Below are 25,977 nucleotides of genomic sequence, written 5' to 3'. Positions count from 1 at the left end.
CAATTCCTGCAGCGCCAAACCCGCCCCAGTCAAACGCCGTTTGCGCCGCTGTCGTGTCTGTGAGGTCGATGCCATCAAAGAAAACAGGCACATATTTCGAGGGCAAGCCGCGCACAAACACGCTTTGTTTTGTTCCAGTCGGGCCGTCTTGCGTGAGCGAGACACCTGGCAGCGCATTAAGCTTGTCGCCCACTTCCTGCTGGCCCTGCTTGGCAATATCTTCCTCGCTCAAAACTTCTGTTGTTGTACCTGTCTTATCAAGTTCTGTCGGCACGGAGCTTGAAAACAGTGTGATCTCTCCGAGATCAAACGCTTCCTGTGCGTAGGCTGGGGTATGGGCGGCCAGAAGGGCCATTGCGGCCGAGGCCTTCAATGCAGATTTCATCGTCGTGTCTTTCTCCGGCGCAGAGCGCGCAGGTTTATGGGTACGGAGAAAGGCAAAGCTCCCCCGTGGTTACATGAAGTGCCACCACGACGGAGTGTCCGTTACCAATGCGCCCCTCGCACACGGGTAGGGTGAACAACCTGGCAGGTCTCCTGACTTACGGGTCTTCGCTTGGCTGAGCCTTCCCACCCGTTTGAGGGCAGTGGCCTATGTCAGCTTCGCTCGCCGCTTACAGTTGCGGGGGCAGTTGTGGATTGGGCTCAAGAGCCGCACCACATTCCCTATTCACCGGCGGTTGCCGGACCAGATTGATCAAGCGTTAATACGACTCACTTCTCTGCGTCAAGCTTTCAGAAGGAACGCGGCCGAATTTGTTTTTTCGCCGCCCCCGGGACACACAGGGGGCAATGCCACCGCGTGGCAGGGCGCCAGCAGGCCTTTCAATCAGGCCAGATCAGCCTTGGGCGCTTTGGCCGAACCGCGCACAACAAGCGGTCCGTCGATGCGGATTTGCTCTGGTTTGGCGGCTGGCTTCTCAATCTGATGTAGCAAGAGCGCAACGGTTTGCGCCACCATACGGTTGGCAGGCTGGCGCACGGTAGTGAGGTTGTAGGCGGGCCAGGCGGCCATGGGAACATCGTCATATCCGATCACAGACACATCCTGCGGGACGCTCAGGCCCAGCTCAAAGCGCAGCGTGTCCATGACAGCGAAGGCCATGTGATCATTGGCGACAAACACCGCTTCGGGCGGGTCTTGGGCAAACATGCGCCGCGTTGCATCATGTGCGCCTTGCATGGTGTAGTCACCCACTTCGCGGCTGTGGGGCGCAAGACCTGCCTCTGACAGCGCTTGCATGAAGCCAAGCTCGCGGTCACGCTGGGTCGAGGCCCCTTGCCAGCCCGCGATATAGCCGATTTTCCGGTGACCTGCGGCCAGAAGAAACCTGGCGGCCTTCCGCCCGCCTGCCACATTGTCTGACGTGACAGCGGAAATTTCACGGGTGTCTTGTGCGCGGTTAAAGAGCACAAGCGGAACCCCCGCAGCTCGGCAACGCTTGGTGAGATCGGAGGACATGTCGACCGAGGCAGCAACAATGCCATCAACTTGATAGTCGAGAATTTCCTCGACCACTGTGTCGACGTTGCCCCGCGTCTGGGACGCCATGAAAATGAGCACATGATAGCCCTCGGCCTGAAGCGCGCTGGACAGCTTTTCGATGGCAGTCGGGTAGAACTGGTTGTCCAGATACGCCACCACCAGCCCGATGATGCGGCTTTTGCCCGAGACCATCGCCCGCGCCAGAACATTGGGGCGATAGCCCAGCTCTTTGGCCGCTTCGCGCACCTTGGCCACCGTCTGTGCCGACGCCGACGCGCCCGGCGTAAAGACACGGCTCACCGCAGACTGGCTGACGCCAGCCTTTGCGGCCACTTGGGCAGAGGTGACTTTCGTCTGGCCCATCAGTCGGCAGTCCAGCCTCCGTCGATCAGCATCGAGGTGCCCGTGACAAGCGCCGAAGCTGGCGAGGCAAGATAGAGCACTGCGCCCATGATATCTTCGACCGCGCCCACGCGGCCCAGCTTGATCTTTTCTTCGATCCAGGCCACGCGCGCAGGATCGGCAAAGGTTGGCTCGGTGAGCGGCGTGCGGATGAATGTCGGGCAGATGGTGTTGATACGAATGCGGCTTTTGCCCCACTCGATGGCCATGGCTTTGACCATGCCTTCAAGGCCAAACTTGGAGGCGCAGTAAACGGCGCGGTCAACCCCGCCGACATGGCCCATCTGGGAAGAAATGTGGATGATGCTGCCTTCGATGCCAGCGTCTTGCATCGATTTGGCGGCCCAGGCACTGAGGAAGTATGCGCCGCGCAGATTGATGTTCATCACAGCGTCAAAGTCTTCTGGTCGGGTGTCGGTTGCGGGGCCGTGCTTGGCGTAGCCCGCCGCATTGACGATGATGTCAAAGGGCGCTTGCGCGGCCAAGGCGGCCTCGAGTGTGGGAAGGTCAGAGACATCCAGCGCAAGCGCTTCGGCAGACCAGCCTTCTGCGGCCATGGCATCAACCGTACTTTGCAAACGCTCGACACCGCGCGCCGAGCAGACAACATGTGCGCCTGCCTCGGCCAACGCCACAGCGCAGCCTTGGCCGATACCTGACGACGCACCTGTCACGAGTGCGCGTTTGCCTGAAAGGTTCATCGAAGGTGTTTTGGGAAGAGTCATTGGCTTGGTCCTATTCGGCTATTCAACGGGGGTCTGGCAGTATCAGCGCAGCATTGCGCTTATTTGACGGGGTCACGATAGGGCGCGCCTTCGCCATAGGGCACATTCACGCCCCCATAGCGGCGCACGCGGATATTGCACTGCTCGGCGTGGCCCACGAAGCCTTCCAGCATACACAGGCGCGAACCGTACTCGCCAATCATCGTTGCGGCCTCGTCTGTGAGGACGCGCTGGTAGCTGTGTGTCTTGAGGAACTTGCCCACCCAGAGACCGCCTGTGTAGCGCCCCGCCTTTTTGGTGGGCAGCGTGTGGTTTGTTCCGATGACCTTGTCACCATTGGCCACGTTGGTGCGCGCACCAAGGAAGAGCGCGCCGTAGCAGGTCATATTTTCAAGGAACCAGTCGTCCCGATCTGTCATCACCTGCACGTGCTCGGAGGCAATATCATCGGCCACTTTCAGCATCTCTTCATAGGTGTCACAGACGATGACTTCGCCGTAGTCTTCCCAGCTTTTGCGGGCTGTCTCGGCGGTGGGCAGGATCGTCAGGATACGTTCGACTTCAGCCATGGTCTCGCGGGCGAGCCTGTCGGAATTGGTGAGCAAAACGCAGGGCGAGTTGTAGCCGTGTTCGGCCTGCCCCAGAAGGTCGGTGGCGCAAAGCTCGGCATCGGCCCCTGCCTCATCCGCGATGATCATTGTTTCGGTCGGGCCTGCAAACAGGTCGATCCCGACGCGACCAAAGAGCTGGCGCTTGGCTTCGGCGACAAAGGCGTTGCCAGGGCCGACGAGGAGATGCACAGGGTCGATTGTTTCGGTTCCCAGCGCCATCGCGCCCACGGCCTGAATGCCGCCGAGCACGTAGATTTCATGCGCGCCGCCAAGGTGCATCGCCGCGATGACCGCAGGGTTCGGCACGCCGTTGAACGGCGGGGTGCAGGCAATGATGCGCGGCACGCCCGCAACCGAGGCCGTGGCGACAGACATATGCGCCGAGGCCACCATGGGAAACTTGCCGCCCGGCACATAGCATCCCACTGATTGTACAGGAATATTCTTGTGCCCAAGGATCACGCCGGGGAGTGTCTCAACCTCGATATCCAGCATGGACTCGCGCTGTGCTTGGGCAAAGTTGCGCACCTGTTCTTGGGCAAACTTGAGGTCGGCCATTTCTTGTGGCGTGACCTCTGCAATGATCTCTTCGATCTCGGCTTCTGTGAGGCGGTATGTCTCGCGGTCATAGCCGTCAAACGTGTTGGCAAGCTCGCGCACAGCGACGTCTCCGCGCGCGTCTATGTCTTTCAGCGTGGCGGCGACCGCGCCTGCGACTTTCGCGTCGTCTTCGGCGCGGTCGGCGGCGGGCTTGCCTTGTTTGAGATAGGTGATGCTCATGTTTGATCCTTACAACTTGGGGCCCGCCCAGCGCGGGTGTGGCGGCAGAGAGGCTCTGGCCAGCGGAGCGGTTTGCAGTGGCTTGCGCGGACTTTAGGCAAAGCAGGCGCGCTTTGACAAGGCGGTTTTGCATACGAATGCAAACAGCGCCATCCCCGAGCCCGCCAGACAGGTTAACGCGCAAAACCAAGGGTGATTCCAGGGGGGTGATATGCGTGCACAAAGCGTGCACCCCCCGTGCACCGCCTGACGCACGCCACCTGAAAAGACGCGCCGTTAACGCAGCGCGCGGCCTCGCCTAGTTGACAAAACTAGTTTTGTAGTTTTAATGAGCGCATGATGACACAATCTACAGCCGCCCTCGCCCTTGCCGCCCTTGGCCATGAAACGCGCCTCGCCATCTTTCGGCTGTTGGTGAAAGCCGGGCCTGACGGGCTGAATGTTGGCGACATTGGCCAGCACCTGAGCATGGCCCCCTCTACACTTGCGCACCACTTGGGCGCGCTGGTTGAAGCAAAGCTTGTGCAGCAAGAGCGCGAGGGGCGGCAGATTCTGAACCGTGTTGATTTTGGCATGATGAACCAGACAGTCACATTTCTCACCGCCGAATGCTGCGTTGGCGTGACCCTCACACAGGAGGATGCGGCGTGAGAGATGCGCCGCTTTTTTCTGGCCCTATTAAAACTAGATTTCTAAGGATATCGAGATGACCGACCATAGCCTCCCGCCCCGCTCGGCACCTGCCGAATTGATGCATATGCTTTGGAGCAAGGAAAAGGTCTGGCTGTTTTCGGCGCTTCTATTGGCTGTGCTGTTCATCTTGGTGCCAGAGCAAGGCGTGACGAGCGCGGCCTTTGCCGCGCAAAACCTGCTCAACGTTGCACCCTTTTTGCTGCTGTCGATCGGGATAGCGGCCTACGCAGGCGCAACAGGCGCGGACGGGCTGATCGCGCGGGCCTTCACCGGCTCGCCGCTCCTCATGATCGCGATTGCAGCGGCGGCGGGCGGGCTTTCGCCCTTCTGCTCCTGCGGGGTGATCCCGCTCATCGCGGCCCTGCTCGCCATGGGCGTTCCGCTTTCGGCTGTCATGGCCTTCTGGCTGGCCTCACCTGTGATGGATCCGTCGATGTTTGTGCTCACCACGGGTGTGTTGGGCTTTGAATTTGCCGTCGCCAAGACGATCACCGCGGTGAGCCTTGGCATTTTTGGTGGCGTGACTGTGCACCTCATCGCGCGGGCGGGCGGGCTCTCTGATCCGCTGCGGGAGGGTGTGGGCAATGGCGGCTGCGGCGCATCAAAGGTGCGCAGTGTGCAGCCTGTTGTCTGGGCGTTTTGGGGCGAGCGTGAACGCGTCATGAAGTTCTGGCGCGAGGGGCTGAAGACAACGCTGTTTCTGGCCAAGTGGCTGACGCTGGCCTTTCTGCTCGAAAGCCTGATGCTGGCGTGGTTGCCAGCCGAGCTGGTGGCAAGTGCGCTTGGCGGCACGGGGCTTGCGCCCATTGCGATTGCAACGCTTGTGGGGGTGCCTGCCTATCTGAACGGCTACGCGGCGCTGCCACTTGTGGGCGGGTTGATGGAGCAAGGCATGGCGCCCGGCGCGGGCCTCGCCTTTCTTGTGGCGGGGGGTGTTAGCTCTCTGCCTGCGGCTGTGGCTGTCTGGGCCTTGGTCAAGCGGCAGGTGTTTTTGCTTTACCTCGGGCTGGCGCTGAGCGGCTCTTTTGTGAGCGGGCTGTTGTTCCAGCTTTGGCTCGCGGTTTAGACCTTTGAAAACAGCTTGAGCCAGAGCGCGCGCGGGGTGAAACCTGCGAGGCTGAAGAGCCATGCAAAGGGCTTGGGAAAGGCTGTTTCAAAGCGGCTTGCGCGCATGGCGCGCAGCACATGTTCGGCGGCCACTTCAGGGCTCATGATCTGGGGCATATCAAAGCTGTTCTTGGCTGTGAGGCGCGTGGCGATGAAACCCGGGTTGATATTTTGCACCTTTACGCCTGTTTTGTGCAGGTCGGCGTAGAGCGTTTCGCCCATGTGCATGAGTGCAGCCTTGGAGGCACCATAGCCGATGGAGCCGGGCAAGCCACGGTAGCCTGCGAGCGAGCCGATGAGCACAATGTGCCCCGCATCACGCGCGACAAAGTCAGGCACGACTGCGCCCAGCACATTGAGCGCACCTGTGAAGTTGACCGCTGTCATCTGCTGCACCGCGTCTGTGTTCCAGCTTTGAGCTTTCATCGGGTCATAATAGCCCGCGAGATAGACCATGCCATCCACCGGGCCGATCTCTGCCGCGGCTTTGGCCACGGCGACTGGGTCGGTTACGTCAAAGGCCACGATGCTGGCGTCGGTCAGGGTTGCTGCGAGCGCGGCCAGCTTGGTCTCGGAGCGCGCGGAGAGCACAAGGTGCGCGCCCTCGCCTGCGAGCTTTTGCGCCAGCGCCTCGCCAAGGCCTTCGCTTGCGCCGACGAGCCAGTATTTTTTGCCAGCAAACATCACTTCACCGGCCGCATTGTGGCGATAAGCTCGGCCACTTTGATCCCGAATTTGCGCATCTCGGAGCGGTTGAGGATATTGCCGTTTTCGACAAGGTAGAGCCAGTCGGTCACATCCAGCACATGGCTGCCTGCCTCGGCCGGGAGGCGGATTTTGTAGCGCATGGACACGGCATTGCCGAGCTGGCGGCCTGTGGCGACACCGATGATATCATCGGCCGTTGCGGTGAAGTGGCCATCTTCGCCCATTGTGAGGAACCATTTGCGCGACTGGGTGGTGCCTGTGTCATAGACGAACTCTTCGGCCAATGTGCCTGTGGCCCCGTCCCACGCGCCTGTAAACTCGGCGGTGAAACGCGAGGTGACGCGGCCCGTGGGGCCATAGATCATCCCTTCGGAGAGCAGCTTGCCACTGAGCGCCTCGCGGATGTCAAACAGGGGCGTGTTTTTGGCGTAGTCTTCGGGCTTCTGGCTTTTGAACGAAAACCCCGGACGAAAGGCGATGAGCGCCAAAATGGCGATGGCAAGGAGCATGAGAAACTTCATGGCGTGTTTACCTCCTGAGGCAGTCGGGCAACGAGAACAATCGCTACAATTTTAATGATGCATGGCACTACGGCATAGGCCAGCGTGAGGGTTGTGAGGGCTTGGGGCGTGTTGGCCGCGTTGGGGGTGTAGCCCGCCAGCTGAAGCACGGGCAGCGCCAGGGCGGCGGCCAGCGCGAGCGCAAGTTTGCCCGCAAACGACCAGAGGCCAAAGGCGGCCCCTGTGGAGAGGCCCGCGCGCGCCAGAGCGGTTGAGAAGAGCACCGGCAGGATGACCATATCGGCCCCCAGAGCTGCGCCCGACGCGAGGCAGATCAGCGCAAAGCCGAGGGCGGCCCCTTGGGGCAGAAGCGCTGCGCCCATGAAGCTGACGATGGCAAGGCCCATCGCCAGCGGCAGAACGCGGCGCGCGCCATGGCGCTTTACCAGCCAGCTCCAGAGCGGCACGCTGAGGGCAGCGGCAAGAAAGAACAGCATGAGCAAGGGGCCAGCGAGCGCATCAAGGCCGAGCTTGTCCTGCACAAAGAAGAGAAACAAGGTGGAGGTGAGCGCAACAGGCAGGCTGTTGATCAGCGCGATCCAGAGCAGCTGGACGCCGCCTGCGCTTTTGAGCGCGGCAAACTGCATGGGCGCGGTCGCGGGGCTGGCAATGCGCCAAAGCGGGCGGGTGAGCAGCCAGACCGCCGCCGCCAAGGCCACGAGGCCGAGGCCAAAGGCGGGGTAGCCACCGCCCCCTGCCCCGGCGGCGACAAAGAGCGTGGGCGCAAGGGCTGCGAGCAGCACGCCCAGAAGGCTGCCGCCCTCGCGGTAGGCGGCGAGCTTGACCAGCCCTGCCTCGCCCCCTGCGATGGCGGTGGATTGGCCATAAAACAGGATGCTGCCAAGGCTATGGGCTGTAAACAGAAGCGCCAGCCCCGCGATGAGCCAGAAGAGGCGGCCCGTTTCGGGCAAGAAGGTAAACACCAGCGCAAAGCCAGCCCCAAGCCCCGCCAGCGCCAGAGCCGCAAAGAGGCCGCGCGCCTCTGGAAAGCGGTCAACCATGCGGCCCAAGAGCGGGTCTTGCACAAAATCAAGCACCCGCAAGCCGATGAGCAGGCCACCCAGCGCGCCGAGACTCATACCAAGCTGCCCGCTCGCATAGGCTGGCAGGTGGATATAGAGCGGCAGGCCAGCGGCGGCGAGCATCACGGCAAAGAGGCTGACTTGGGCGTGTGTCATTCGCTCCAGCCTTTGAGCCTGCGCGACGTGGCAGGCGAGCGGCTGTTGGGCGACAGCCAGATTGCCAGAAACCGTGGCCCGATGTTCTGCTGTTTGAGAGTGCAGGCCGTGGTATCATTGATCAGCAGCGAGAGATGCCCCACGCGCATTGAAACCGCCGTCAGCCTGTCGCCGCGCGACACATCCCGCAGGCAGTTCTCAAGAATGGCCTCAATGGCGGGGTGGTCGGGTTTGTCGCCTTCGATGCGGACAAGCTCGGACATGGTCGAGCTGAGAAGCCGCGCCTGAGAAAACGCGCGCGCGTAGGTCAGCTCGAGCGCATGGGGCCGATCAGGGCGAAAGGCCCCGCCGTTGGGCGTATAAAGCGCCGCCTTATAGAGCGTGATGCCAAGCACTGTCACCGGAACCGACGACATGCGCATGGCATTGGGCACGCCTGCGCGCTCAAGAGGTGTCTTGGCCAGCGCAGCTGCGGGCAGCGCAAGAAGAAGGATGAGGCAAAGCCTAAGCATGGGCCAGCTCGACTTGAACAACATCGGTTTGGGACACGGCAAAAGTGGCCGCGCACATTTGCAGATAGAACTGCCAGCTGCGCAGCTGCGCATCTGTGTAGCCGTATTCCTTGATGCGCTTGACGCTGGCGTCCATCCGCTCTGACCAGATGCGCAGTGTTTTGGCGTAGTCCTGACCGAAGCTGAAGTTCTCTTTCACTTTCAGCCCCGCGCGGCGGGCCTCGTCGGCGATGACCGCATCAGACAGAAGCATCCCGCCGGGGAAGGTGTATTGGCGGATAAAGTCGGAGCTGGAGCGGTAGATATCAAAATAGGCGTCAGGCACAGTGATGGCTTGCACCACAGCGCGCCCGTCAGCGGCGAGGCGCTGCTTGAGCATGGCAAAGTAGCTTGGCCAGTAGCGCTCGCCCACGGCTTCGATCATCTCGATGGAGACGATGTTGTCATAGGTGCCTTGAGTGTTGCGATAGTCACAAAGCTCGATCTCCGCACGCCCGTCAAGGCGGGCGTCAGCATAGCCTTTTTGCGCCTTGGAAATGGTGATGCCTGTCACATCACGGCCAGCCTCGGCGGCGCGCTCGGCAAAGCTGCCCCAGCCACAGCCCACTTCGAGCACAGTCTCACCTGCGCCAAGGCGCGACAGAACGCGGTCAAGCTTGCGGTTTTGAGCGCGCTCAAGGTCGCAATCACCGTCTGTGAACAGGGCTGAGGAATAGCTCATGCCCTCGTCCAGCCAGAGCTGGTAGAATTCGTTGCCCGTGTCATAGTGGGAGCGGATGTTGCGCGCCGCACCCTTGACAGAGTTGGCCCGCAAAATACGATCCACCGCGCGGAACTTGAACGTGTTCCAGCGGTTTGGATAGGCATAGGGCTCAAGCGTGGCCATGTTGGTTATCGCCAGACGGCCCAGCGCTTCAATCGAGGGTGTATCCCAGAGACCTGCCACATAGGTTTCGCCCAAGCCCACATCGCCGCGCGCGGCGATAGCGGCAATGGCGGCCCAGTCATGGACTTCCATTTCTGCAAGCATGTCACCGCTGCCAAAGCTGTGCGTATGGCCCTCGGGTGTGGTGATGTTGAAGCGGCCCCCGTCGATTTGGGCGCAGGTGTCCAAGAAATCATGTGCGATGCGACGTGTGATAAAGCCCATTAGCTTACTTCCTTTTCGGGTGGCAAAGGGCGGCGGCGGAAGCGCGCGCCTTTGAGAACAAGTTTGACGGCCTGCCAGTGGATCAGCACCAGCGCGCGCAAGGGCCCCATGGGGCGGCGCAGGGCCGCGCGCAGGATCGCGCCATTGGTCAGCGGTGCGCGCGGGCCAAAGAGCGTGGCAATCAGCCCCTCTTCGCCGTTTTCATGCGCGATGCGGATCGAGACACGCTCGGCCGTGATGTCGTAGTTGAATTGATATGTGCCCAACACGTCCTGAAACGGGGAGACGTGAAAGATCTTTTCGGCTGTGATGCGGTCTTCGCGGCGGATGGGCGCAAAGCCCTCGCGCTTGCACAGGTAGCTGTGGCGGTCGCCCATCGTGTTTGTCACCTCGGCGATGACAGCGACAAGATTGGCGCCCTTATAGGCCAGCCAGAAGCTCACAGGGTTGAAGACATAGCCCAGAAAGCTGGGCTGGGTGAGCAGGAGCACGCGTGTTGGCGTGAGGCCTGCATCGCGGAACACATCGCGCGCCCATGGCAGGCCACAGCCGTTTTTGGGCGCGCCCCCGTGGTTTTTGTCATGCACGGAGGCCAGATTGAAGCGGTTGCGCGAAAAGAGCCTCACGGGCGAAGGCGCTTCAGGGTCGATCAGCACATAATCCACGCCATAGCGGAACGCGTTGTGGACACTGCCACGGCGCGCGTGGGTTGTGGCCCCTGCGATATGTTGTGGTGCAAAGCTCATGCCAACACAGGCTCTGACACGCGGCGCTCGATCTCGCGGGCGACGTGCACCGCGCTGGCAAAGCCGTCTTCGTGGAACCCGTTGCGCAGCCATGCGCCCGCAAACCACGTGTTGCGCGTGCCTTGGGCTGCCTTGATCTCGCGTTGCGCCTTGAGTGCGGGGCCGTCAAACACGGGGTGGCGGAAGGTCTTCTGATCATAGATCAGCTCTTCGCGCACAGGTGTGTAAGGGTTGAGCGAGACAAAGAGCGGGTCTGTCTCGGGGATGTTTTGCAAACGGTTCATCCAGTAGGTCACGCCGATAGAGGGCGCTTCAACGCTGCCATCGGCCTTATAGACCCAGCTTGACCAGCAGGCGCGGCGCTTGGGCATCTGGCCCTCGTCGCGGTGCAGGATCATGGTGTTGTCCTGATAGGCCACATCGCCCAACAGGCGCGTTTCTTCAACGCTCGGATCGGCCAGAAGCTTGAGGCTTTCATCGGAATGGCAGGCCATGACGACGTGGTCAAACTGCTCTGTGTCGCCAGCCTTGATGGTGACGCCGCCATCGCCGCGCTTGACCCACTCGATCGGCGTGGAGGTGCGCAGGCTCACGCCTGTGGCGCGAAGGTGGCGCTCAAGGCGGGAGACATATTGGATCGAGCCGCCTGTGACCGTGTACCACTGGTGTGGCTGTGTGGCCGAAAGAAGCGCATGGTTGGAAAAGAACCGCACCAGCGACTTGGCGGGGAAATCGCGGATATCCTGTGTCGGGCTTGACCAGATCGCGCCGCAGATGGGCATGAGGTAGTAGCGCTCAAACCATGTGCCAAGGCCCAGCTCGCGCACAAGCTCGCCAATCGTCATATCATCAGAGGTGGCCGTGGCCTCGGCGCGCGCATTGAAGCGCAGGATGTCGCGGATCATCCGCAGATAGCCGGGGCGCGTGGCGTTGCGCCGCTGGCCAAAGATGCTTCCCAGAGTTTGCAGGCCATATTCGACACGGCCCTCATCAATCGTTGCGCCAAAGCTCATGTTGGACTTTTCGACAGGCACATCAAGGTCGTGGAACATCCGCGTGAGGTGCGGGTAGTTCACGTAGTTGAAGACGATAAACCCCGTGTCCACCGGCTGGTCGCCATTGAGGCCAGCCAGCTTGGTGCGCGCATGGCCACCAAGGCGCGGCGCAGCCTCGAACAGTGTGACATCGTGCTGGGGCGAAAGCTTGTAGGCCGCGCTCATACCGGCAATTCCGCCACCGACGATGGCTATACGTTGGCGCTTGGGGGGTGGTGCATCAAAAGACATGGTAACTCCGCTTGGATTTGAAGAGGTTACGCCTTTTTTTGCGGCACGGATCAGAAAAGACGAAAAATATGATCCAAGGGCGGAACACGGGCGTAATGGGGATATGTTGCTTATTGAACGAGAAGCCGACTTTGCACCCGCTCCACCCCTTGTTAAGGTGGCGAGCGAACGCGCGTCCATTCCTGTTCAAGGCAAAGCCAAATTGAAAACCTATTCACCAGAGACAGAGCTCATGCTAGCCGTGCGAGACCAGAGAGACAAACGCGCCTTCGGGAAGCTGTTTGACCATTTCGGCCCGCGCCTCAAGGGCGTGGCGATGCGCTCTGGCCTCAGCTCCGGTCAGGCCGAAGACATGGTGCAAGACGTGATGCTGACGCTCTGGCGCAAAGCACATCTTTTTGACCCGACGCGCGCGCAAGTCTCAAGCTGGCTCTACCAGATCGCGCGCAACCGGCAGATCGACATTCTGCGCAAAGAAAACCGCCCCATGCCCGAGGCCTTGAAGGCCGAGAGCGAGGCGAGCGAAGAAAGCACCTCCGATGCCCTTGGCCTCGAACAGGAAGTGAGCGCGCTCAAACTCGCGCTGGCCAAGCTCAAGCCCGCCCAAAGAGAGATGGTCGAGAAGGCCTATCTGGGCGAGCTGTCACACACCGATATAGTAGCCGAAACAGGCCTGCCACTGGGGACGATCAAATCGCGTATCAGGCTTGGTCTTGAAAAACTGCGCCACGAATTAGACGGAATACGAAAGTCATGACGAGTATCAAACATCACATCCCCGATGCGCTCCTGCTGGAGTATGCAAGCGGCCGTCTGGCCGAGCCTTTTGCGCTTGTTGTCGCCACGCATGTTTCGCTCTGCGATGAATGCCGCGCGCGGCTCTCGGCCCATGAAATGGCTGGCGGCGCGGTCATGGAGGCCCACGAAAAGGCCGCGCTCTCGGGGAGCCTGCGTGACAACGTCATGGCCCAGCTCGATGATGCGGTCGAAGAGGCCCCGGTCTATGAGCGCTCAAGCATCTTTCCCGCGCCCATCATGGAAGCGCTCAAGGGCCGCCCCCCGAAGTGGAAGCCACTGGGCCGTGGCGTGCGCCAGTCTATCCTGAAGCACGGCAAAGCAGGCTCTGTGCGCCTGCTCTACATACCGCCCGGCATGGCTGTGCCAGATCACTCCCACGGCGGCCTGGAGCTTACGCTTGTGCTGCAAGGCGCTTTCTCTGATGAAGGCGGGCACTTTGGCGTGGGCGACGTGGAAGTCGCCGATGACGCTGTGGAGCACACGCCCGTGGCAGCCAAGGGCGAGGCTTGCATCTGTATCGCCGCAACAGATGCCGCGCTCAAGTTCAATGCCTTTATCCCCAAGCTTCTCCAGCCGATCTTCCGCATCTAACGCCTGACATCTAATGTCTTTCTTTTTGCTCCAAATATCCCGGGGGTGCGGGGGCTGGCCCCCGCATGGTCGGATTTTTGCGCAGCAAAAATTCGATCCCACTAGAGCTGCGAGGCGGCCTTGTTCTGCGAAAGCTTGCGCAAAAACGCAGCAATAAACACCAAGGTCTGTATCAGGATAATCGTTGGCGCAGGCGCGCTGTCGAGGAAAAAGCTCGCGTAGACCCCAAGCACAGACGAGCCAAAGCACACCAGAACCGAGACCCAGAGCATGGTGCGAAACTCGCGCACGAGCAAAAACGCAATCGCCCCCGGCGCGATGAGCAGGCCGATGGCAAGGATCAGCCCCACAGCCGAAAGCGTCGCCACGATTGTGGCCGAGAGTGCCGTGAGCAGGCCATAGTGCAGCCACGTCACGGGCAGGCCAGAGGCCTGCGCTTGGGCGGGGTCAAAGGCGTGCAGGAGCAGGTCTTTCCACTTCACCAGCAACAGGCCCGAAACAGCGGCGGCGATGCTTGCGGTCGTCCAGAGCTCGGCTGAAGAAATCCCCAGCATGTTGCCAAACAGGATGTGATCAAGGTGTGCGTTGGTCTCGACGCCCACATACAGCACGATCCCGAGGCCGAACATGCCTGAAAACACCACACCCATAACCGTATCCTGTTTCACGCGGCTGTGCTCTGACAGATAGCCGGTGATCAGCGCACAAAACATCCCCGCCGCAAAGGCACCAAGGATGAGCGGCGCGCCGAGGATATAGGCCAGCACGATCCCGGGCAGCACAGCGTGGCTCACCGCGTCGCCCATAAGCGCCCAGCCTTTGAGCACAAGAAAACAGCTCAGGAGCGCTGTCGGCACAGAGATCAGCGCAACGATCAGGAAGGCCGTTTGCATAAACGGGAACTGGAAGGGCAGAAGAAGCTCGTTCATGGCTGCGCCTCCAGAGCTTTGGCCGCCATGCGCCAGGCTGCGAGGCGGCCATGTTTGGGCGCAAAGACAAAGGCCAGAAGGAAGAGCGCGGTTTGCAAGCACACGATGATGCCGCCTGTTGCCCCGTCCAGAAAGTAGCTCGCATATGCCCCCAGAAAGCTTGTCACCGTGCCGATGGCAACAGAGGTGAGAATGAGCCGCGGGAAGCGGTCGCAGAGCAGATAGGCCGTGGCCCCCGGCGTGACGACAAGCGCGATGACGAGGAACGCCCCCACAGTCTGCATCGCCGCCACCACGGAGGCCGACAGCAGCACAAAGAACATCGCCTTCAGCCGCGCGGGGTGCAGGCCGATGGAGCGGGCGTGGCTTTCATCAAAAAACGTGACCATGAGGTCTTTCCACTTGGCCAGAAGCACCACAAGGGTGATGCCGCCGATAAGCGCCAGTTGCAGCGTATCAGAGGGCGTGATGGCAAGGATATTGCCCATGGTGATGCTCTGGAGATCAATGCTCACAGGGCTGATGGAGACAATGAAGAGGCCAAGGCCGAAGAAGCTTGTGAAGATCAGCCCGATGATCACATCGGTCTTCAGCCCCGAGCGCTCGGTGAGAAAGAGCATGGCCCCTGCCGCCAGTCCACCCGCCAGAAACGCGCCCAGCGCGAAGGGCAGCCCCAGCATATAGGCCCCCGCCACACCGGGGACGACAGAATGCGAGAGCGCATCGCCGATGAGCGACCAACCCTTGAGCATGAGAAAGGCCGCAAGAAAAGCACAGACACCGCCGACGAGGGCCGAGACCCACATGGCGTTGAGCATATAGCCATAGCTGAACGGCTCCAGCCAGTAAGCGCCAGCGCTCATCACTCGCGCTCCTGCCGCTGGGTCTGCTCGCCGTATTGCACGAAGGGGCGCTCGTCATCGGTGAGGATGGTCACGGCGCGTTCGTCGCTGTCTTCGTGAAGCGTGTCGCCGCCGATTGTGATGTGGCGCAGCACGCCGCCGAAGGCGTCTTCGAGGTTGTCGCGGGTGAAGACCTCATCGGTGTGGCCATAGGCCAGCACTGTGCCCTTGACCAGCACGGTGCGGTCGCAGAACTCGGGCACAGAGCCGAGGTTGTGGGTGGCCACAAGCATGACACGGCCTTCGTCGCGCAGCTCGCCAAGGAGCTGGATAATCTGGTTCTCGGTGGTCACATCGACGCCTGTAAAAGGCTCGTCCAGCAAGATCACCTGCCCCTCTTGCGCCAGCGCGCGGGCGAGGAAAACGCGTTTGCGCTGCCCGCCCGAAAGCTCGCCAATCTGGCGCTTGCGAAAGGCTTGCATATTGACGCGGGTGAGCGCCTGCTCAACCGCGGCATGGTCCGCCGCTTTGGGGCGGCGCAAGAAGCCCATGTGGCCGTAGCGGCCCATCATGACCACATCTTCCACCAGCACGGGGAAGGCCCAGTCAACCTCTTCTGCCTGAGGCACATAGGCCACAAGGTTTGATTTGAGCGCCTCGCGCACAGGCTTGCCGAGCAAGGTAATTTCGCCCTTGGAGACAGGCACAAACCCCATGATCGCCTTGAACAGCGTGGACTTGCCCGCGCCGTTGACGCCGACAAGCGCTGTGACGGTGCCTTGGGGGATTTCAAAGCTCGCATCGCGCAGCGCGGTGTGGCCGTTGCGGTAGGTGACGGTGACGCCGCTTGCGCGAATGCCTTGCATTACTTGGCTCCTGTGAGGCCGCGCGCGACCGTTTCTGTGGTGACGCGCAAGAGGTCGAGATAGCTGGGCACGGGGCCATCTTCGGCTGAGAGGCTGTCAACGTACAGCACGCCGCCATAGGCTGCGCCTGTCTCGCGGGCGACTTGCTCGGCAGGGGCCGTGCTGACCGTGCTTTCGCAGAAGACAGCGGGGATGGTGTTGGCGCGCACCCCGTCAATGACTTTGCGCACCTGCTGCGGCGTGCCGACCTGGTCGGCGTTCATCGGCCAGAGGTAGAGCTCTTGCAAGCCGAGGTCGCGCGCCAGATAGCTGAAGGCGCCTTCACAGGTCACAAGCCAGCGGTTGTCCTCCGGGATCGCGGCGATGCGTGCTTTGAGCGGCTCTATCGTGGCGCGCAGCTCTTCTGCATAGGCCGCCGCATTGGCGGCATAGGTGGCGGCATTCTCAGGGTCAGCCGCGCTCAGGGCGGCCTCGATATTGGTGATGTAGATCAGCGCATTTTCAAGGCCCATCCAGGCGTGCGGGTTGGACTTGCCTTCATAGCTGCCAGAGCCAATGGCGATCGGCTCGATGCCCTCGCTCAGAACGGCGGAGGGCACATCGCCCAGATTGTCCAGAAACTGCTCGAACCAAAGCTCAAGGTTGAGCCCGTTCCACAAGATCAGGTCGGCATCGGACGCGCGCACGATATCGCGGGGTGTTGGCGAGTAACCGTGGATCTCGGCGCCGGGCTTTGTGACCGAGACAACCTCTGCGGCCTCCCCCGCGACGTTCCGGGCCATGTCGGCAAGAACCGTGAAGGTGGTGACAACTTTGAGTTTGTCTTCGGCCCATGCGCCAGTGGCTGCAAAGAGCGCGGTTGCGAGGGTAAGCGAGCGGATCATTTGTATCTCCTGAGAGCGTCATGACATGTCACGCGGGGCGTGTCAAAAAACTGTTATTGCAAATCATTCTCATTTGCAACGGGATTTGAAACTGCCGCTTGCAAAGGGCGCAGGGGCGCTTAGGTTTACACCATGACACAAAGAGCCCTCATCATCGGAGCGTCAGGCGGCATTGGAGCCGCTGTCGCGCAAAACCTCACCCACCGCGGCTGGGAGGTGCACGGCCTGTCGCGCGCGCGCGATGGCCTCGACCTGACCGACCAAGCCAGCGTAGACGCCCAGTTGAGCACGCTTGAAGGGCCGTATGAGCTTGTCTTTATGGCCTCGGGCATCTTGGCCGCCGACGGCAGCGCACCCGAGAAAGCGCTGAGCCAGATCCGCCAAAAGAGCTTTGAAGAGGTGTTCAAGGTCAACACATTTGGCGTGGGCTATGTGCTGCGCCATGCACCCAAGCTTTTGCCCAAAAAGGGCCGCTCGGTTCTGGCTGTGCTCACCGCGCGGGTGGGCTCGATTGGCGACAACCAGATCGGCGGGTGGCACGCCTACCGCGCCTCAAAAGCGGCGGCGAACCAGCTGGTGCATGGCGCGGCCATCGAGCTTGGCCGCAGCCACAAAGAGGCGATAGCCGTTGCGCTCCACCCCGGCACGGTGGCGACAGATTTTACTGCCGAATACGCCGCGCGCCACTCCACGGTGACGCCAGCAGAAGCCGCAGACAACCTCGTGACCGTGATGTTGGGCCTGACACAGGCCGAGAGCGGCCAATTCTTTGACTATGCGCATAAGCCGATTGTCTGGTGAGGGAAGAGCGGGTGACACCCTGCATATACCGCATTTGAGCCAAATTCTTTGGCGGATGTTCACCCGTTATTGACGATATTGGCAAAACAAGGTTAGCGCGAGGTTAACGCTGCTTGAGAAAAGGACAGAGCCATGAGTGTTCCGGCGCTTGATGCCAGCACGGTGATTGAGCCGATCCGCCAATTAGCCGAGGCGGGCAGCGCGGGTGTGCTCTGTGTGATCTCGGGCGTTGATGGCCCCTCCTACCGCCCGCTTGGCGCGATGATGGCCGTGCTTGAAACTGGCGCGCGCGTTGGCACGCTCTCCTCGGGCTGTGTGGAGGCCGACATTGCGCTTCATGCGGCCGAGGCGCTTGCCACGGGCCAGCCCAAAACCCTGCGGTATGGTGCTGGCTCTCCCTTTGGGGACATTGTTCTGCCCTGTGGTGGCGGGCTTGATATCCTGCTGCTGCCGCGCCCTGACGTGGCCGCGCTTGAGGCGCTGCTGGCGCAACACAGCGCCCGCCAGCCTGCGTGCCTTGAGGTGCACCGGCACACAGGCGCGCTACAGGTAAAGGCCACGGGCACAACGGGGTGGACCGCTGATATCTTCAGCATCGCCATCGAGCCTGAAATCCAGTTTTTCATCTTTGGGAAAGGCCCCGAGACAGCCACTTTTGCAGGGCTTGTGCAGGCAGCGGGCTACCCGAACCTTGTGCTGTCACCCGATGCGGAAACGCTGGCGTCTGTCAGCGCTGCGGGCTGCGCGACCGAGCAGCTGACACACGCACATATGCCCGAAGGCCTCAAGGCCGACAGCCGCAGCGCGGTTGTCCTGTTCTTTCATGACCATGACTGGGAGCCGCCTATTCTGGCCAGTGCGCTAGAGAGCGATGCATTTTACATCGGTGCGCAAGGGAGCTTGCGGGCCGCAGCCCTGCGCCGCGCCGAGCTCGTGCACATGGGCGTGGACGCAGCGCTCTTGAGCAAGCTGCGCGGGCCCATCGGGCTGGTGCCCTCGGCACGCGACGCACGCAAACTGGCGGTGAGCGTTCTGGCCGAAGTGTTGAGCGACAGCTAACACCGAAAAAGGCCACTCCGAAGAGTGGCCTTTGACTTGGACTGAAAGAGGCCTCAAGCGATAAAGTCGCTTACACCAAGACTTGTCAAAGTGACATCTTCCAATGTCAGGCTGTTGCCATTGCCGAAGTCAAACACAGTATCGTCGCCGACCTGGCTGCCATAGGCCGCGATGAACTCTGCCAGAGTTGTCCCGCCTTCCGCGCCAAGGGCGATATCAATATCGAGCTGGTCGGCACCTTTGCCAAAGTCGGTGATCACATCTGCGCCACCGTTAAAGATGAAGACATCTGCGCCAAAGCCGCCTTTGAGGATGTCATCGCCAGCACCGCCATCGAGCGTGTCTTGCTTCTTGCCGCCAGAGAGGTTGTCATTGCCGTCGCCGCCTTCCAGCAGGTCGTCTCCGTTGCCACCTTTCAGGGTGTCGTCGCCGCTGCCGCCGTAGAGCTCGTCGCTTTGCTTGTTGCCCTTCAGAGTATCGGCATCAGCGCCACCAAAGATCATATCCGCGCCTTTGCCGCCTTTGAGGTTGTCATTGCCCTCGTCGCCGTAGAGCACGTCACGGCCCGCATTGCCGCGCAAATCGTCGTCGCCAGCACCGCCACGAACCTCGTCGTTGCCATCGCCGCCAAGGACAGAGTCTTCGCCAGCGCCCCCGACAATAACATCATCGCCATCGCTTGGGGTGTTGTCGCCTTCACCTTCACCTTCACCTTCACCTTCGATGAAGCTTGAGAACGAACTGAAGTCAATCTCGTCACCCTCTTGGAAACCTGCCGGGAAGTTTGCGTTGTTATCCGTAACCGTGTTGCGGAAATTTTCGAAGTCGGCCACCGTGGTCATCTCTGGCAAAGCATCGCCCGCGACCTCGATAATGATGCTGTCTTCCAGCGTATTGGAGGTATCAAGATCATCGAGATACAAGATGGTCGTTTGGTTACCCTCCCCCCATGTTAACACGGTCATGTAAGCATCTAGGTCAAAGCCCATATTGGGTATTTCGACGCCATCAATCGAGAGGGACTGAAGGCCATCTGCGTCGATATTAACTTCAGCTTCGTCGCCCGAGAGTTCCTCCACAGTGTAATTAAATGTACTGTTGTCACCTTGAAGCTCGACAGAGAAGACAGAGGGCGCAAAGCTGACCACGTCCGGAGCCTCATCGCTCTCCTCGTCGTAAGCTTCTGTGGACAGGCTCAGTGCGTTGAAATTGAAGACGGTTGTTTCGCCCTCGGGGGTCGGTGGGCTTGGAACCACCTCGGCAGTCGGAACAGTGGCCAGATCGATAACGTCACCCGCTTGAAAGCCAGCAGGGATGTTGGGGCTGCTCGTCACGCCTGAAAAAAACGTCAGGAACTCCTGGAGGGTTGTAAGCTCTGGAAGAGCATCGCCCGACAACGAGAAGACAAAAGACTCCAGCGTGTCGTTTGAGGTGTCGATATCATCCGCATAAAAAACAACTGCTTCGTTGCCATCCCCCCACGAAACCTGGCTGATGGAGGCGTACAATGAGTCAATATCAGGCCCGATCTCAACACCATCAATAGAAATGGATTCAAGGCCAGATGGCAGCAGATCTACTTCGACATCTCCATCGGTTGTTTCTACCACGGTATATGTCACCGAGGTGTTTGTGCCTTCAAAGCCCAGCGTGAGCTGCACTGGTGAAAAAGCAGTTGGAATTTCGTCCTCACCAAAAGGGGACGAAAGCGTCCAAGCGTCGATGTTTACTGAAGTCATGATACCCTCTTACGTTTTACTTTGCACAAATGCGCCGCCCCAGAACTTCCCCAAGAATGCAACACGCGAAAAAGTTACGTTTTCTGCGGTTTTATATCAATATCTAAAGATAATTTAGCCCGAGGCAGACGGAGGCCCACGCTCGAAAATGCGCTCAAAACTATGTAAAGCCAAAGACTTGTACGCGTTCTACACCACAGAAATTTAGCTATCTTAAGATAGTTTTTGGGGAGAAATCATCGCGATCCGCAACAAAAATCGCGTGGCTTTCGCGCTTATGTGCCGCAAAATGTTTTGTACGCCCCAAAGCTTTCGGGCGCAGGTCGGGCGTAGCTTTGCATACCCTCTTGCTCTGCAAACGGCGTTTGCAGCAGCTTGAGCAGCGCATCAAACGGGGCCATATCGCCTGCCTCGGCGGCCTCCAGAGCGGCCTCAACCTTGTGGTTGCGCGGGATGTAGAGCGGGTTCACCCCATCCATAGCCGTGGCGCGCGCGGCGGCGGGCGCGGGCTCTTTCCCCGCGCGGGCAAGGTAGGCTTGCAGCCACGCGTCAAGCTCGGTCGGGTCCTCATAGAGCGCGCGCAGAGGCGCATCATTGCCACGCACCGCTTCGGCCAAGGCGCGGAAGGCGTTGGTATAGTCGACGGAGTGGCCCTGCATGGTCATCAGGAAACCGTTGGCCAGCGCAAGGTCGCCCTCGGCCTCGCCTGTCAGGCCGAGTTTGGCGCGCGCACCTTTCAGCCACGCCACCTGGTACAGCTCGGGGAAGCCTGTGATCACTTCGGTCGCCTGCGCGATAGCCTTCTCATCATCCGCGTCGATGAGCGCCAGAAGGCTCTCGGCAAGGCGCGCAAGGTTCCATGCGGCGATGTTGGGCTGGTTGCCGTAGGCGTAGCGGCCATGCTGGTCAATCGAGGAGAAGCTGGCCTTGGGGCTGTAGCTGTCGATGAAGGCGCAGGGGCCATAATCAATCGTCTCGCCGGAAATGGTCATGTTGTCGGTGTTCATGACACCGTGCACAAAGCCGAGGTTGACCCACTGCGCGACAAGCTCGGCCTGCCGCTCTGCAACGCGCTTCAGGAAACTGAGGTAGCGGCCCTCCTGGCCGATCAGGTCGGGGTCGTGGCGGGCGATGGCATAGTCTGCCAGTTTGCGCAGCATCTCGACTTCGCCGCGCGCCGCAAAAAACTGGAAGCTGCCCACGCGCAGGTGAGAAGCGGCGACACGGGCGAGAACGGCCCCGTCTTTCGCGCCACTCTCGCGGTGGATTTTCTCACCTGTTGTGACAGCGGCCAAAGCGCGGGTTGTCGGCACGCCGAGCGCATACATGGCCTCGCCGATGAGGTATTCGCGCAGCACGGGGCCGAGGGCTGCTTTGCCATCACCCCCGCGAGAAAAGGGGGTGCGGCCCGAGCCTTTGAGATGGATATCGCGGCGCGCGCCTGTGCGGGTGAGCACTTCGCCCACAAGGATCGCGCGGCCATCGCCAAGCTGCGGAGAAAACCCGCCAAACTGGTGGCCAGCGTAAGCCATGGCCAAGGGGGCAGCGCCTGTGGGTGTGCGCGCGCCAGAGAAGATCAGAGCGCCTGCCTCGCCTGCGAGCGCCTCGGCATCAAGCCCCAACTCTTCGGCCAAGGCCACATTGAGGCGCAGCATCCGGGGCGCTGGCACCTTATCGCCCTGCCATGAGGCGTAGGCGCCTGAAAGCTCCCGATGGTAGCTGTTGTCAAAGGCGAAATCGGGGAGTTGTGTCATGGCGCGCTTCCTGCTCTGGCTCGGTGCTTATCTATGCTCATTTGCGCGAGGATCAACCAGAGCAGAAACCTCGGCGCAGCAATTGGCCGCCAGCGCCTAATTTTGCGCCATTTGGATATCTGTATCACCTTGAGACATTCTAACCTATACTCTTGCGCGAAACCGGAGGTACCCAGGGGCAACTAAAGCAAAAGACCGGCCGCTTTCACCTTGAATACGTTAGGTGAATTGGGGAAGAATGATTTATCAGGTTACGTGACTTATACGAAAGATTTCGGGTTCAGAGTACGGAGACGCGCAGTGATAGAAGTGTCAATCTTCATGATGTATGCAGCGAGCTACGCCGTAGTCTTGCTCATTATCGAGCCACTACAGATCAGCGCCTTTTCCGGGGCCCTCGTCGGGTCAATTCTCTTTTTGCCACATGGTGTGCGCGTGGTGGCAACATGGCTCTTCAGAGAGCGTGCCATACTCCCCCTGATTTTATCAGAATTTATCATCTCTATCATCTTTTGGAAAACCACAGCCGGCGCGCCTACCAAACTCGTTTCCGCCATTATCGGCGGCTCAAGCGCCTACATTGTGCTGCGCATGCTGGAATTTGCGGGGATGTCGCTGTCGTTCAACAGCAGCACCATAAAAAGCCTGTTCAACTGGCGCGCTGTTATTTTTGTCGCGATTGTCGCGTCGTTCATCAACTCGTTCGGCAAGGTCTTTGTGTTGCGTGGCTATTACGAGATGAACTCAGACATTGGCCAGATTTTGGGCTTCCTCGTCGGAGACACGCTCGGTGCCTTCGTGATGCTCTGCCTTGCCATGCTCTACTTTCGCTATCGGCGCGGGTATACAGAAGTTAAGAGCAACCGTTGAATTGTGGGGGCGCGCACGGAAACGGCGCGCGCACCAAGCTCTCAAAAAGCTTACAGATCGTAGCTGGCGCCGTGGCCAGAGCTGCGCATTGGCGCGACGGCTTCATCAGACTCGTCAGCGCTGAGGCCCTGCAACTTTGCCAGAAGCGTTCCACGCACAGAGCTGTAGTGCGATGACATCAATTCATCGACATCAGGCACACCCGTTGTCTCCCACTCAATACTCAGCGCCGCTGAGAGCGCCTTGGGCTGGTTGGTTTTGATAAGCTGAACGCTTTCCGAGACTTTGGCGTCAAGCTGTGCTATTTGAGTTGTTACAATCATATCATGTTCGCTTGTTTTTGGTCTTGTCTCAGCGTGAGACAGGTGGCTCCTAAAGTCAAGAAAACAGATAGAAATTAAGGGCCGGTTACCGCAATTTAAATTTGATAATTTGATCAAATTACAATAAACTTTGATGGACAGGAGCGGGCCAGACAGACTCGCTCACATCCAGCGAAACACAAGCTGCCAAGGAGAGCTGCACATATGTTTGCAGAGTACGCCAAACTGAGAACCATGTTGCTCGAGATGGAGCGCGAATTCGGGCTTGGAGACTTGAACAGTTGTGAGCTTGATGTGCTCGCAGTGATTGAGAGCATCTGCTCGAAGCAGCCTTTTGCCCTTGGCACAAACATTGTTGCCGAGGTGGAAGCCTATGATCACTCCCGCGCCACGGCCTACCGCAGCCTCTCAAAGCTGGTGCAGCGCGGAATGGTCAGCGTGGGTGGCACCAAGCGCCAGCCAGAGTATTTTCTGAACACAGAAAACCTCTAAGAAAAGGCCCGCATTGCGGGCCTGATCTGGGAGTTCAATATTTGGATAAACCGTATCAGACGGGCGGCTGCGCCTCAGTCCGAGATGTATTGTGCCTGGCGCAGACCTTCGGGAAGGCCTTTGACAGACGCGCGCACGCGGCTTGTCTGCTCAACGCGGGGATACTTGTAGAGCACAGCAAGCTCTGATGTGGCCAAAAACGTCTCGATCTCGGATGACGACAATTGAACACGCGAGATGCAGCCCGTCTTGGAGCAGGTCTTCACAGGCAGGCTGATCGCACTGTCATCAAGCTGCAATGCAGGTGCCACCGACACATCAACGCCCAAAGGCACAATGCTGGTCAGAAGAAGAGTGTCGTCTTCGCTGCCCCGGCTGACAGAGAGCCACGCGAGAACCTCCTGAGCTTCACCGTTGACGATGGTTTGCGAAAACGCACAGCGGGTTTTGCCTTCGGCTATCGCTGTGCATTGAAACAACCAGTCACCGAAGACAGCGCCGCTACGTGGCATCGTGTCTTGGGCAAACACACCACCCGAGTTTGCCACGCACAAAGCCACGAGCGCCAAGGTGCGGCGACCTGAAGCAAACTTCGAGAAAATACCCGTCATGATGGTGTTCCTTTTATACCGAAAAACGCGGAGGGCGATCTGCCCTCCGCGCTGTTGTTTTAAAACTCGAAGCTGAGATTTGCCGAGATCTTGTGGCTGTCTTTGGCAGCGCCGGCGAGGCCGAAGTTACCCCGTACAGAGACGGCGACGCCTTTGGCGGCCTGGTGCTGGTAGCCCAGATCAAGTGTCGAGAAGTTTGTATCAAAGCCAGGCGTTGTGACACCGAACTGTTGATCATCGACAGAGAAATTCGCCATCACTTCACGATCGTTTGAGCCAGACGTGTTGCCCATGCTCAGCATACCACTGAACATACCGTTGTCTGAGGTCCGGTAGTTGCCCCCCAGCGTCAGGGTTGTCTTTACATCTGAGTAGCGCTGCTTACCAACAGTCAGACCGTTGTAGATCCCGCTGTTTTCTTCGGTGAAGCTGTCGATGCTACCCGCGAGGCTGCGCACGTTCAGGCCGACGACAAACCCGCCATTCTGAGACTGCGCAAACTCGTAGTTGGCCCCAACGCCGACGCTTGTGGTGCGACCGTTCGCATCAAACTCGGAGACTGTTCCGTCAAACGAGTCACGTGTGCCGGTGAAGTCATAGTGAGCTTGCAACATATCAACCGAGAGAAGCAGGTTCTCACTGTCACCAGCGCGATACTCCAAGCCAGCACCGATTGCGAAGCCTTCAACATCGGAGCGCATCGCTGTCGAGCTGATGTTGCCGTTGTCAAAGCCGATAAAGCCGCTGAGCTGAGCCCGCTCGCCCTCTACCGTTTTGATGCCCAGCGTCGAGGCCGTGCCTGACATGGAGTAGGCAGCATTGTCGTTGGAGAAAGACTCGCCACTGCTGCGGGCACTCAAGGAGGACACGAAGGAAATGCCGCCTTTGACTGTACCTGCACCTGCTGCTGTATGGTCTTCCATCAGGCTTGAGGCCGAGCGCGTCGCGAAGTCGACAAAGCTTGCGAAGCTTTCTGGCGAGGCGGCTTCGAACAGAGCGGTTTCTTCAGCTGTCGAGGTCGCTGACAGAAGACGCGTGGCAAAGTTGCCGCCACGATACTGCTCTACACCACCAGCGTCAGAGACCATCAGGTCTGAAACGATACGGCTTTCGTTGTCTGTCTGTCCGACGATATCGGACAGGGACACACCCGCGTTTTCGCCTGTGCCGACAGCTTCACCGCTGGTCAGGCTGACCAGTACGCCTGTTGACAGAGACGACGTGACTGTCCCGAAGTAGCCTTCGGAAAGTGACGGATCTGTCATTTGCAGGAAGTGGAAGCTGTCTCCTTTGGCGGGTTCAAATGCTCCCGACGAACGGGACAGATGAAGTGCACTTGTTGCCGGATCGATTGTGACGCTGCCAGACACTGTGATCGTATCAAACTCGGTTGACGTAATCAGGCCGCCTGCAACCACTTGGTCTGTGCCATCAAGTTCGATGTTGAGCGTACCCGCTGTCAGGTAGTTGCCGG

At 59.8% G+C, this 25,977-nt stretch carries 28 protein-coding genes and 1 riboswitch; of the genes, 8 read left to right on the top strand and 20 right to left on the bottom strand.

Annotated elements, in window-relative coordinates; translation table 11 throughout:
* The 4 genes from ACTG3X_RS13615 to hisD form a co-directional block, all read right to left on the bottom strand.
* Window positions 1-385: TonB-dependent receptor (locus ACTG3X_RS13615; protein ID WP_439111825.1), on the bottom strand; the 385-nt coding region annotated here is incomplete at its 3' end.
* A gap of 125 nt (window positions 386-510) precedes the next feature.
* A riboswitch (cobalamin riboswitch) is annotated at window positions 511-708 on the bottom strand.
* Between the two features lie 121 nt (window positions 709-829).
* Complete coding sequence (locus ACTG3X_RS13610) at window positions 830-1,849, bottom strand: LacI family DNA-binding transcriptional regulator (RefSeq protein WP_439111824.1); 1,020 nt, start codon at window positions 1,847-1,849, stop codon at window positions 830-832.
* The gene (locus tag ACTG3X_RS13605; protein WP_439111823.1) at window positions 1,849-2,613 is read right to left on the bottom strand and encodes an SDR family NAD(P)-dependent oxidoreductase; all 765 of its coding nucleotides are present in this window, start codon (window positions 2,611-2,613) and stop codon (window positions 1,849-1,851) included. The genes ACTG3X_RS13610 and ACTG3X_RS13605 overlap by 1 nt, the downstream gene beginning before the upstream one ends.
* Before the next feature lie 59 nt (window positions 2,614-2,672).
* Window positions 2,673-4,004 carry a histidinol dehydrogenase gene (gene hisD, locus ACTG3X_RS13600; protein WP_439111822.1) on the bottom strand — a complete coding sequence of 444 codons (1,332 nt, stop codon included), beginning with the start codon at window positions 4,002-4,004 and terminating at the stop codon, window positions 2,673-2,675.
* 336 nt (window positions 4,005-4,340) lie between these two features.
* On the opposite strand from hisD, the gene ACTG3X_RS13595 reads away from it, so the two are divergent.
* Together ACTG3X_RS13595 and ACTG3X_RS13590 are read left to right on the top strand one after the other, a co-directional pair.
* Window positions 4,341-4,655, top strand: a complete 315-nt coding sequence (locus ACTG3X_RS13595) for an ArsR/SmtB family transcription factor (RefSeq protein WP_439111821.1) — start codon at window positions 4,341-4,343, stop codon at window positions 4,653-4,655.
* A gap of 55 nt (window positions 4,656-4,710) precedes the next feature.
* Window positions 4,711-5,763: a permease gene (locus ACTG3X_RS13590; protein WP_439111820.1), complete on the top strand. Its 1,053-nt coding sequence runs from the start codon at window positions 4,711-4,713 to the stop codon at window positions 5,761-5,763.
* Here the strand turns inward: ACTG3X_RS13590 and ACTG3X_RS13585 are convergent.
* From ACTG3X_RS13585 to ACTG3X_RS13555, 7 genes are read right to left on the bottom strand one after another with little or no spacing between them, the layout of a single operon-like run.
* Window positions 5,760-6,488: an SDR family NAD(P)-dependent oxidoreductase gene (locus tag ACTG3X_RS13585; protein WP_439111819.1), complete on the bottom strand. Its 729-nt coding sequence runs from the start codon at window positions 6,486-6,488 to the stop codon at window positions 5,760-5,762. The genes ACTG3X_RS13590 and ACTG3X_RS13585 overlap by 4 nt on opposite strands.
* Window positions 6,488-7,033, bottom strand: a complete 546-nt coding sequence (locus ACTG3X_RS13580; protein WP_439111818.1) for a DUF3833 domain-containing protein — start codon at window positions 7,031-7,033, stop codon at window positions 6,488-6,490. The genes ACTG3X_RS13585 and ACTG3X_RS13580 overlap by 1 nt, the downstream gene beginning before the upstream one ends.
* The gene (locus ACTG3X_RS13575) at window positions 7,030-8,250 is read right to left on the bottom strand and encodes an MFS transporter (protein ID WP_439111817.1); all 1,221 of its coding nucleotides are present in this window, start codon (window positions 8,248-8,250) and stop codon (window positions 7,030-7,032) included. The genes ACTG3X_RS13580 and ACTG3X_RS13575 overlap by 4 nt, the downstream gene beginning before the upstream one ends.
* Complete coding sequence (locus tag ACTG3X_RS13570; protein ID WP_439111816.1) at window positions 8,247-8,762, bottom strand: hypothetical protein; 516 nt, start codon at window positions 8,760-8,762, stop codon at window positions 8,247-8,249. The genes ACTG3X_RS13575 and ACTG3X_RS13570 overlap by 4 nt, the downstream gene beginning before the upstream one ends.
* The gene (locus ACTG3X_RS13565; RefSeq protein WP_439111815.1) at window positions 8,755-9,912 is read right to left on the bottom strand and encodes a class I SAM-dependent methyltransferase; all 1,158 of its coding nucleotides are present in this window, start codon (window positions 9,910-9,912) and stop codon (window positions 8,755-8,757) included. Before ACTG3X_RS13565 ends, ACTG3X_RS13570 begins: the two co-directional genes overlap by 8 nt.
* The gene (locus ACTG3X_RS13560; protein WP_439111814.1) at window positions 9,912-10,658 is read right to left on the bottom strand and encodes a DUF1365 domain-containing protein; all 747 of its coding nucleotides are present in this window, start codon (window positions 10,656-10,658) and stop codon (window positions 9,912-9,914) included. The genes ACTG3X_RS13565 and ACTG3X_RS13560 overlap by 1 nt, the downstream gene beginning before the upstream one ends.
* Window positions 10,655-11,944 (bottom strand): NAD(P)/FAD-dependent oxidoreductase, encoded by a 1,290-nt coding sequence (locus tag ACTG3X_RS13555; protein ID WP_439111813.1) that lies wholly within the window; start codon window positions 11,942-11,944, stop codon window positions 10,655-10,657. Before ACTG3X_RS13555 ends, ACTG3X_RS13560 begins: the two co-directional genes overlap by 4 nt.
* A gap of 103 nt (window positions 11,945-12,047) precedes the next feature.
* On the opposite strand from ACTG3X_RS13555, the gene ACTG3X_RS13550 reads away from it, so the two are divergent.
* Window positions 12,048-12,701 (top strand): sigma-70 family RNA polymerase sigma factor, encoded by a 654-nt coding sequence (locus ACTG3X_RS13550; RefSeq protein WP_439111812.1) that lies wholly within the window; start codon window positions 12,048-12,050, stop codon window positions 12,699-12,701.
* On the top strand, window positions 12,698-13,333 hold the full coding sequence (locus tag ACTG3X_RS13545; RefSeq protein WP_439111811.1) for a ChrR family anti-sigma-E factor: 636 nt from the start codon (window positions 12,698-12,700) through the stop codon (window positions 13,331-13,333). Before ACTG3X_RS13550 ends, ACTG3X_RS13545 begins: the two co-directional genes overlap by 4 nt.
* A gap of 101 nt (window positions 13,334-13,434) precedes the next feature.
* Here the strand turns inward: ACTG3X_RS13545 and ACTG3X_RS13540 are convergent, their stop codons facing one another.
* Genes ACTG3X_RS13540 through ACTG3X_RS13525 form a run of 4 tightly spaced genes read right to left on the bottom strand, consistent with a single transcriptional unit; the run spans window position 13,435 to window position 16,854 of the window.
* The gene (locus tag ACTG3X_RS13540) at window positions 13,435-14,262 is read right to left on the bottom strand and encodes a metal ABC transporter permease (protein ID WP_439111810.1); all 828 of its coding nucleotides are present in this window, start codon (window positions 14,260-14,262) and stop codon (window positions 13,435-13,437) included.
* Window positions 14,259-15,125, bottom strand: coding sequence for a metal ABC transporter permease (locus ACTG3X_RS13535; RefSeq protein ID WP_439111809.1), 867 nt, complete (start codon window positions 15,123-15,125; stop codon window positions 14,259-14,261). The genes ACTG3X_RS13540 and ACTG3X_RS13535 overlap by 4 nt, the downstream gene beginning before the upstream one ends.
* Complete coding sequence (locus tag ACTG3X_RS13530; RefSeq protein WP_439111808.1) at window positions 15,125-15,970, bottom strand: manganese/iron ABC transporter ATP-binding protein; 846 nt, start codon at window positions 15,968-15,970, stop codon at window positions 15,125-15,127. Before ACTG3X_RS13530 ends, ACTG3X_RS13535 begins: the two co-directional genes overlap by 1 nt.
* On the bottom strand, window positions 15,970-16,854 hold the full coding sequence (locus ACTG3X_RS13525) for a metal ABC transporter substrate-binding protein (RefSeq protein WP_439111807.1): 885 nt from the start codon (window positions 16,852-16,854) through the stop codon (window positions 15,970-15,972). The genes ACTG3X_RS13530 and ACTG3X_RS13525 overlap by 1 nt, the downstream gene beginning before the upstream one ends.
* Before the next feature lie 132 nt (window positions 16,855-16,986).
* Here ACTG3X_RS13525 and ACTG3X_RS13520 point away from each other — a divergent pair, with 132 nt between their 5' ends.
* Together ACTG3X_RS13520 and ACTG3X_RS13515 are read left to right on the top strand one after the other, a co-directional pair.
* Window positions 16,987-17,655: an SDR family NAD(P)-dependent oxidoreductase gene (locus tag ACTG3X_RS13520; protein WP_439111806.1), complete on the top strand. Its 669-nt coding sequence runs from the start codon at window positions 16,987-16,989 to the stop codon at window positions 17,653-17,655.
* Window positions 17,656-17,787: 132 nt separating this feature from the next.
* Entirely contained in the window at window positions 17,788-18,714 is a 927-nt protein-coding gene (locus tag ACTG3X_RS13515; RefSeq protein WP_439111805.1) for an XdhC family protein, read from the top strand.
* Window positions 18,715-18,767: 53 nt separating this feature from the next.
* On the opposite strand, the gene ACTG3X_RS13510 is transcribed toward ACTG3X_RS13515, so the two are convergent.
* Window positions 18,768-20,453: a calcium-binding protein gene (locus tag ACTG3X_RS13510; RefSeq protein ID WP_439111804.1), complete on the bottom strand. Its 1,686-nt coding sequence runs from the start codon at window positions 20,451-20,453 to the stop codon at window positions 18,768-18,770.
* A gap of 275 nt (window positions 20,454-20,728) precedes the next feature.
* A complete protein-coding gene (locus ACTG3X_RS13505; RefSeq protein WP_439111803.1) occupies window positions 20,729-22,207 on the bottom strand; it encodes a protein adenylyltransferase SelO in 1,479 nt (492 codons plus the stop codon).
* Between the two features lie 300 nt (window positions 22,208-22,507).
* Between ACTG3X_RS13505 and ACTG3X_RS13500 the strand changes: the two genes are divergently transcribed.
* Complete coding sequence (locus tag ACTG3X_RS13500) at window positions 22,508-23,077, top strand: hypothetical protein (RefSeq protein WP_439111802.1); 570 nt, start codon at window positions 22,508-22,510, stop codon at window positions 23,075-23,077.
* 50 nt (window positions 23,078-23,127) lie between these two features.
* Here ACTG3X_RS13500 and ACTG3X_RS13495 read toward each other — a convergent pair whose 3' ends face one another.
* Complete coding sequence (locus tag ACTG3X_RS13495; protein ID WP_439111801.1) at window positions 23,128-23,400, bottom strand: hypothetical protein; 273 nt, start codon at window positions 23,398-23,400, stop codon at window positions 23,128-23,130.
* Between the two features lie 204 nt (window positions 23,401-23,604).
* On the opposite strand from ACTG3X_RS13495, the gene ACTG3X_RS13490 reads away from it, so the two are divergent.
* Window positions 23,605-23,892: a hypothetical protein gene (locus ACTG3X_RS13490; RefSeq protein WP_439111800.1), complete on the top strand. Its 288-nt coding sequence runs from the start codon at window positions 23,605-23,607 to the stop codon at window positions 23,890-23,892.
* Window positions 23,893-23,966: 74 nt separating this feature from the next.
* Here the strand turns inward: ACTG3X_RS13490 and ACTG3X_RS13485 are convergent, their stop codons facing one another.
* Together ACTG3X_RS13485 and ACTG3X_RS13480 are read right to left on the bottom strand one after the other, a co-directional pair.
* The gene (locus tag ACTG3X_RS13485) at window positions 23,967-24,503 is read right to left on the bottom strand and encodes an invasion associated locus B family protein (RefSeq protein ID WP_439111799.1); all 537 of its coding nucleotides are present in this window, start codon (window positions 24,501-24,503) and stop codon (window positions 23,967-23,969) included.
* A 59-nt stretch (window positions 24,504-24,562) separates the two neighbouring features.
* Window positions 24,563-25,977, bottom strand: a 1,415-nt coding sequence (locus ACTG3X_RS13480) for an autotransporter outer membrane beta-barrel domain-containing protein (protein ID WP_439111798.1), incomplete at its 5' end; no start/stop codon positions are given.

The organism is Lentibacter sp., from assembly GCF_965658795.1.
In the GTDB taxonomy this organism is placed as follows: Bacteria; Pseudomonadota; Alphaproteobacteria; order Rhodobacterales; family Rhodobacteraceae; genus Lentibacter.
This window is presented reverse-complemented; position numbering and strand designations above follow the sequence as displayed.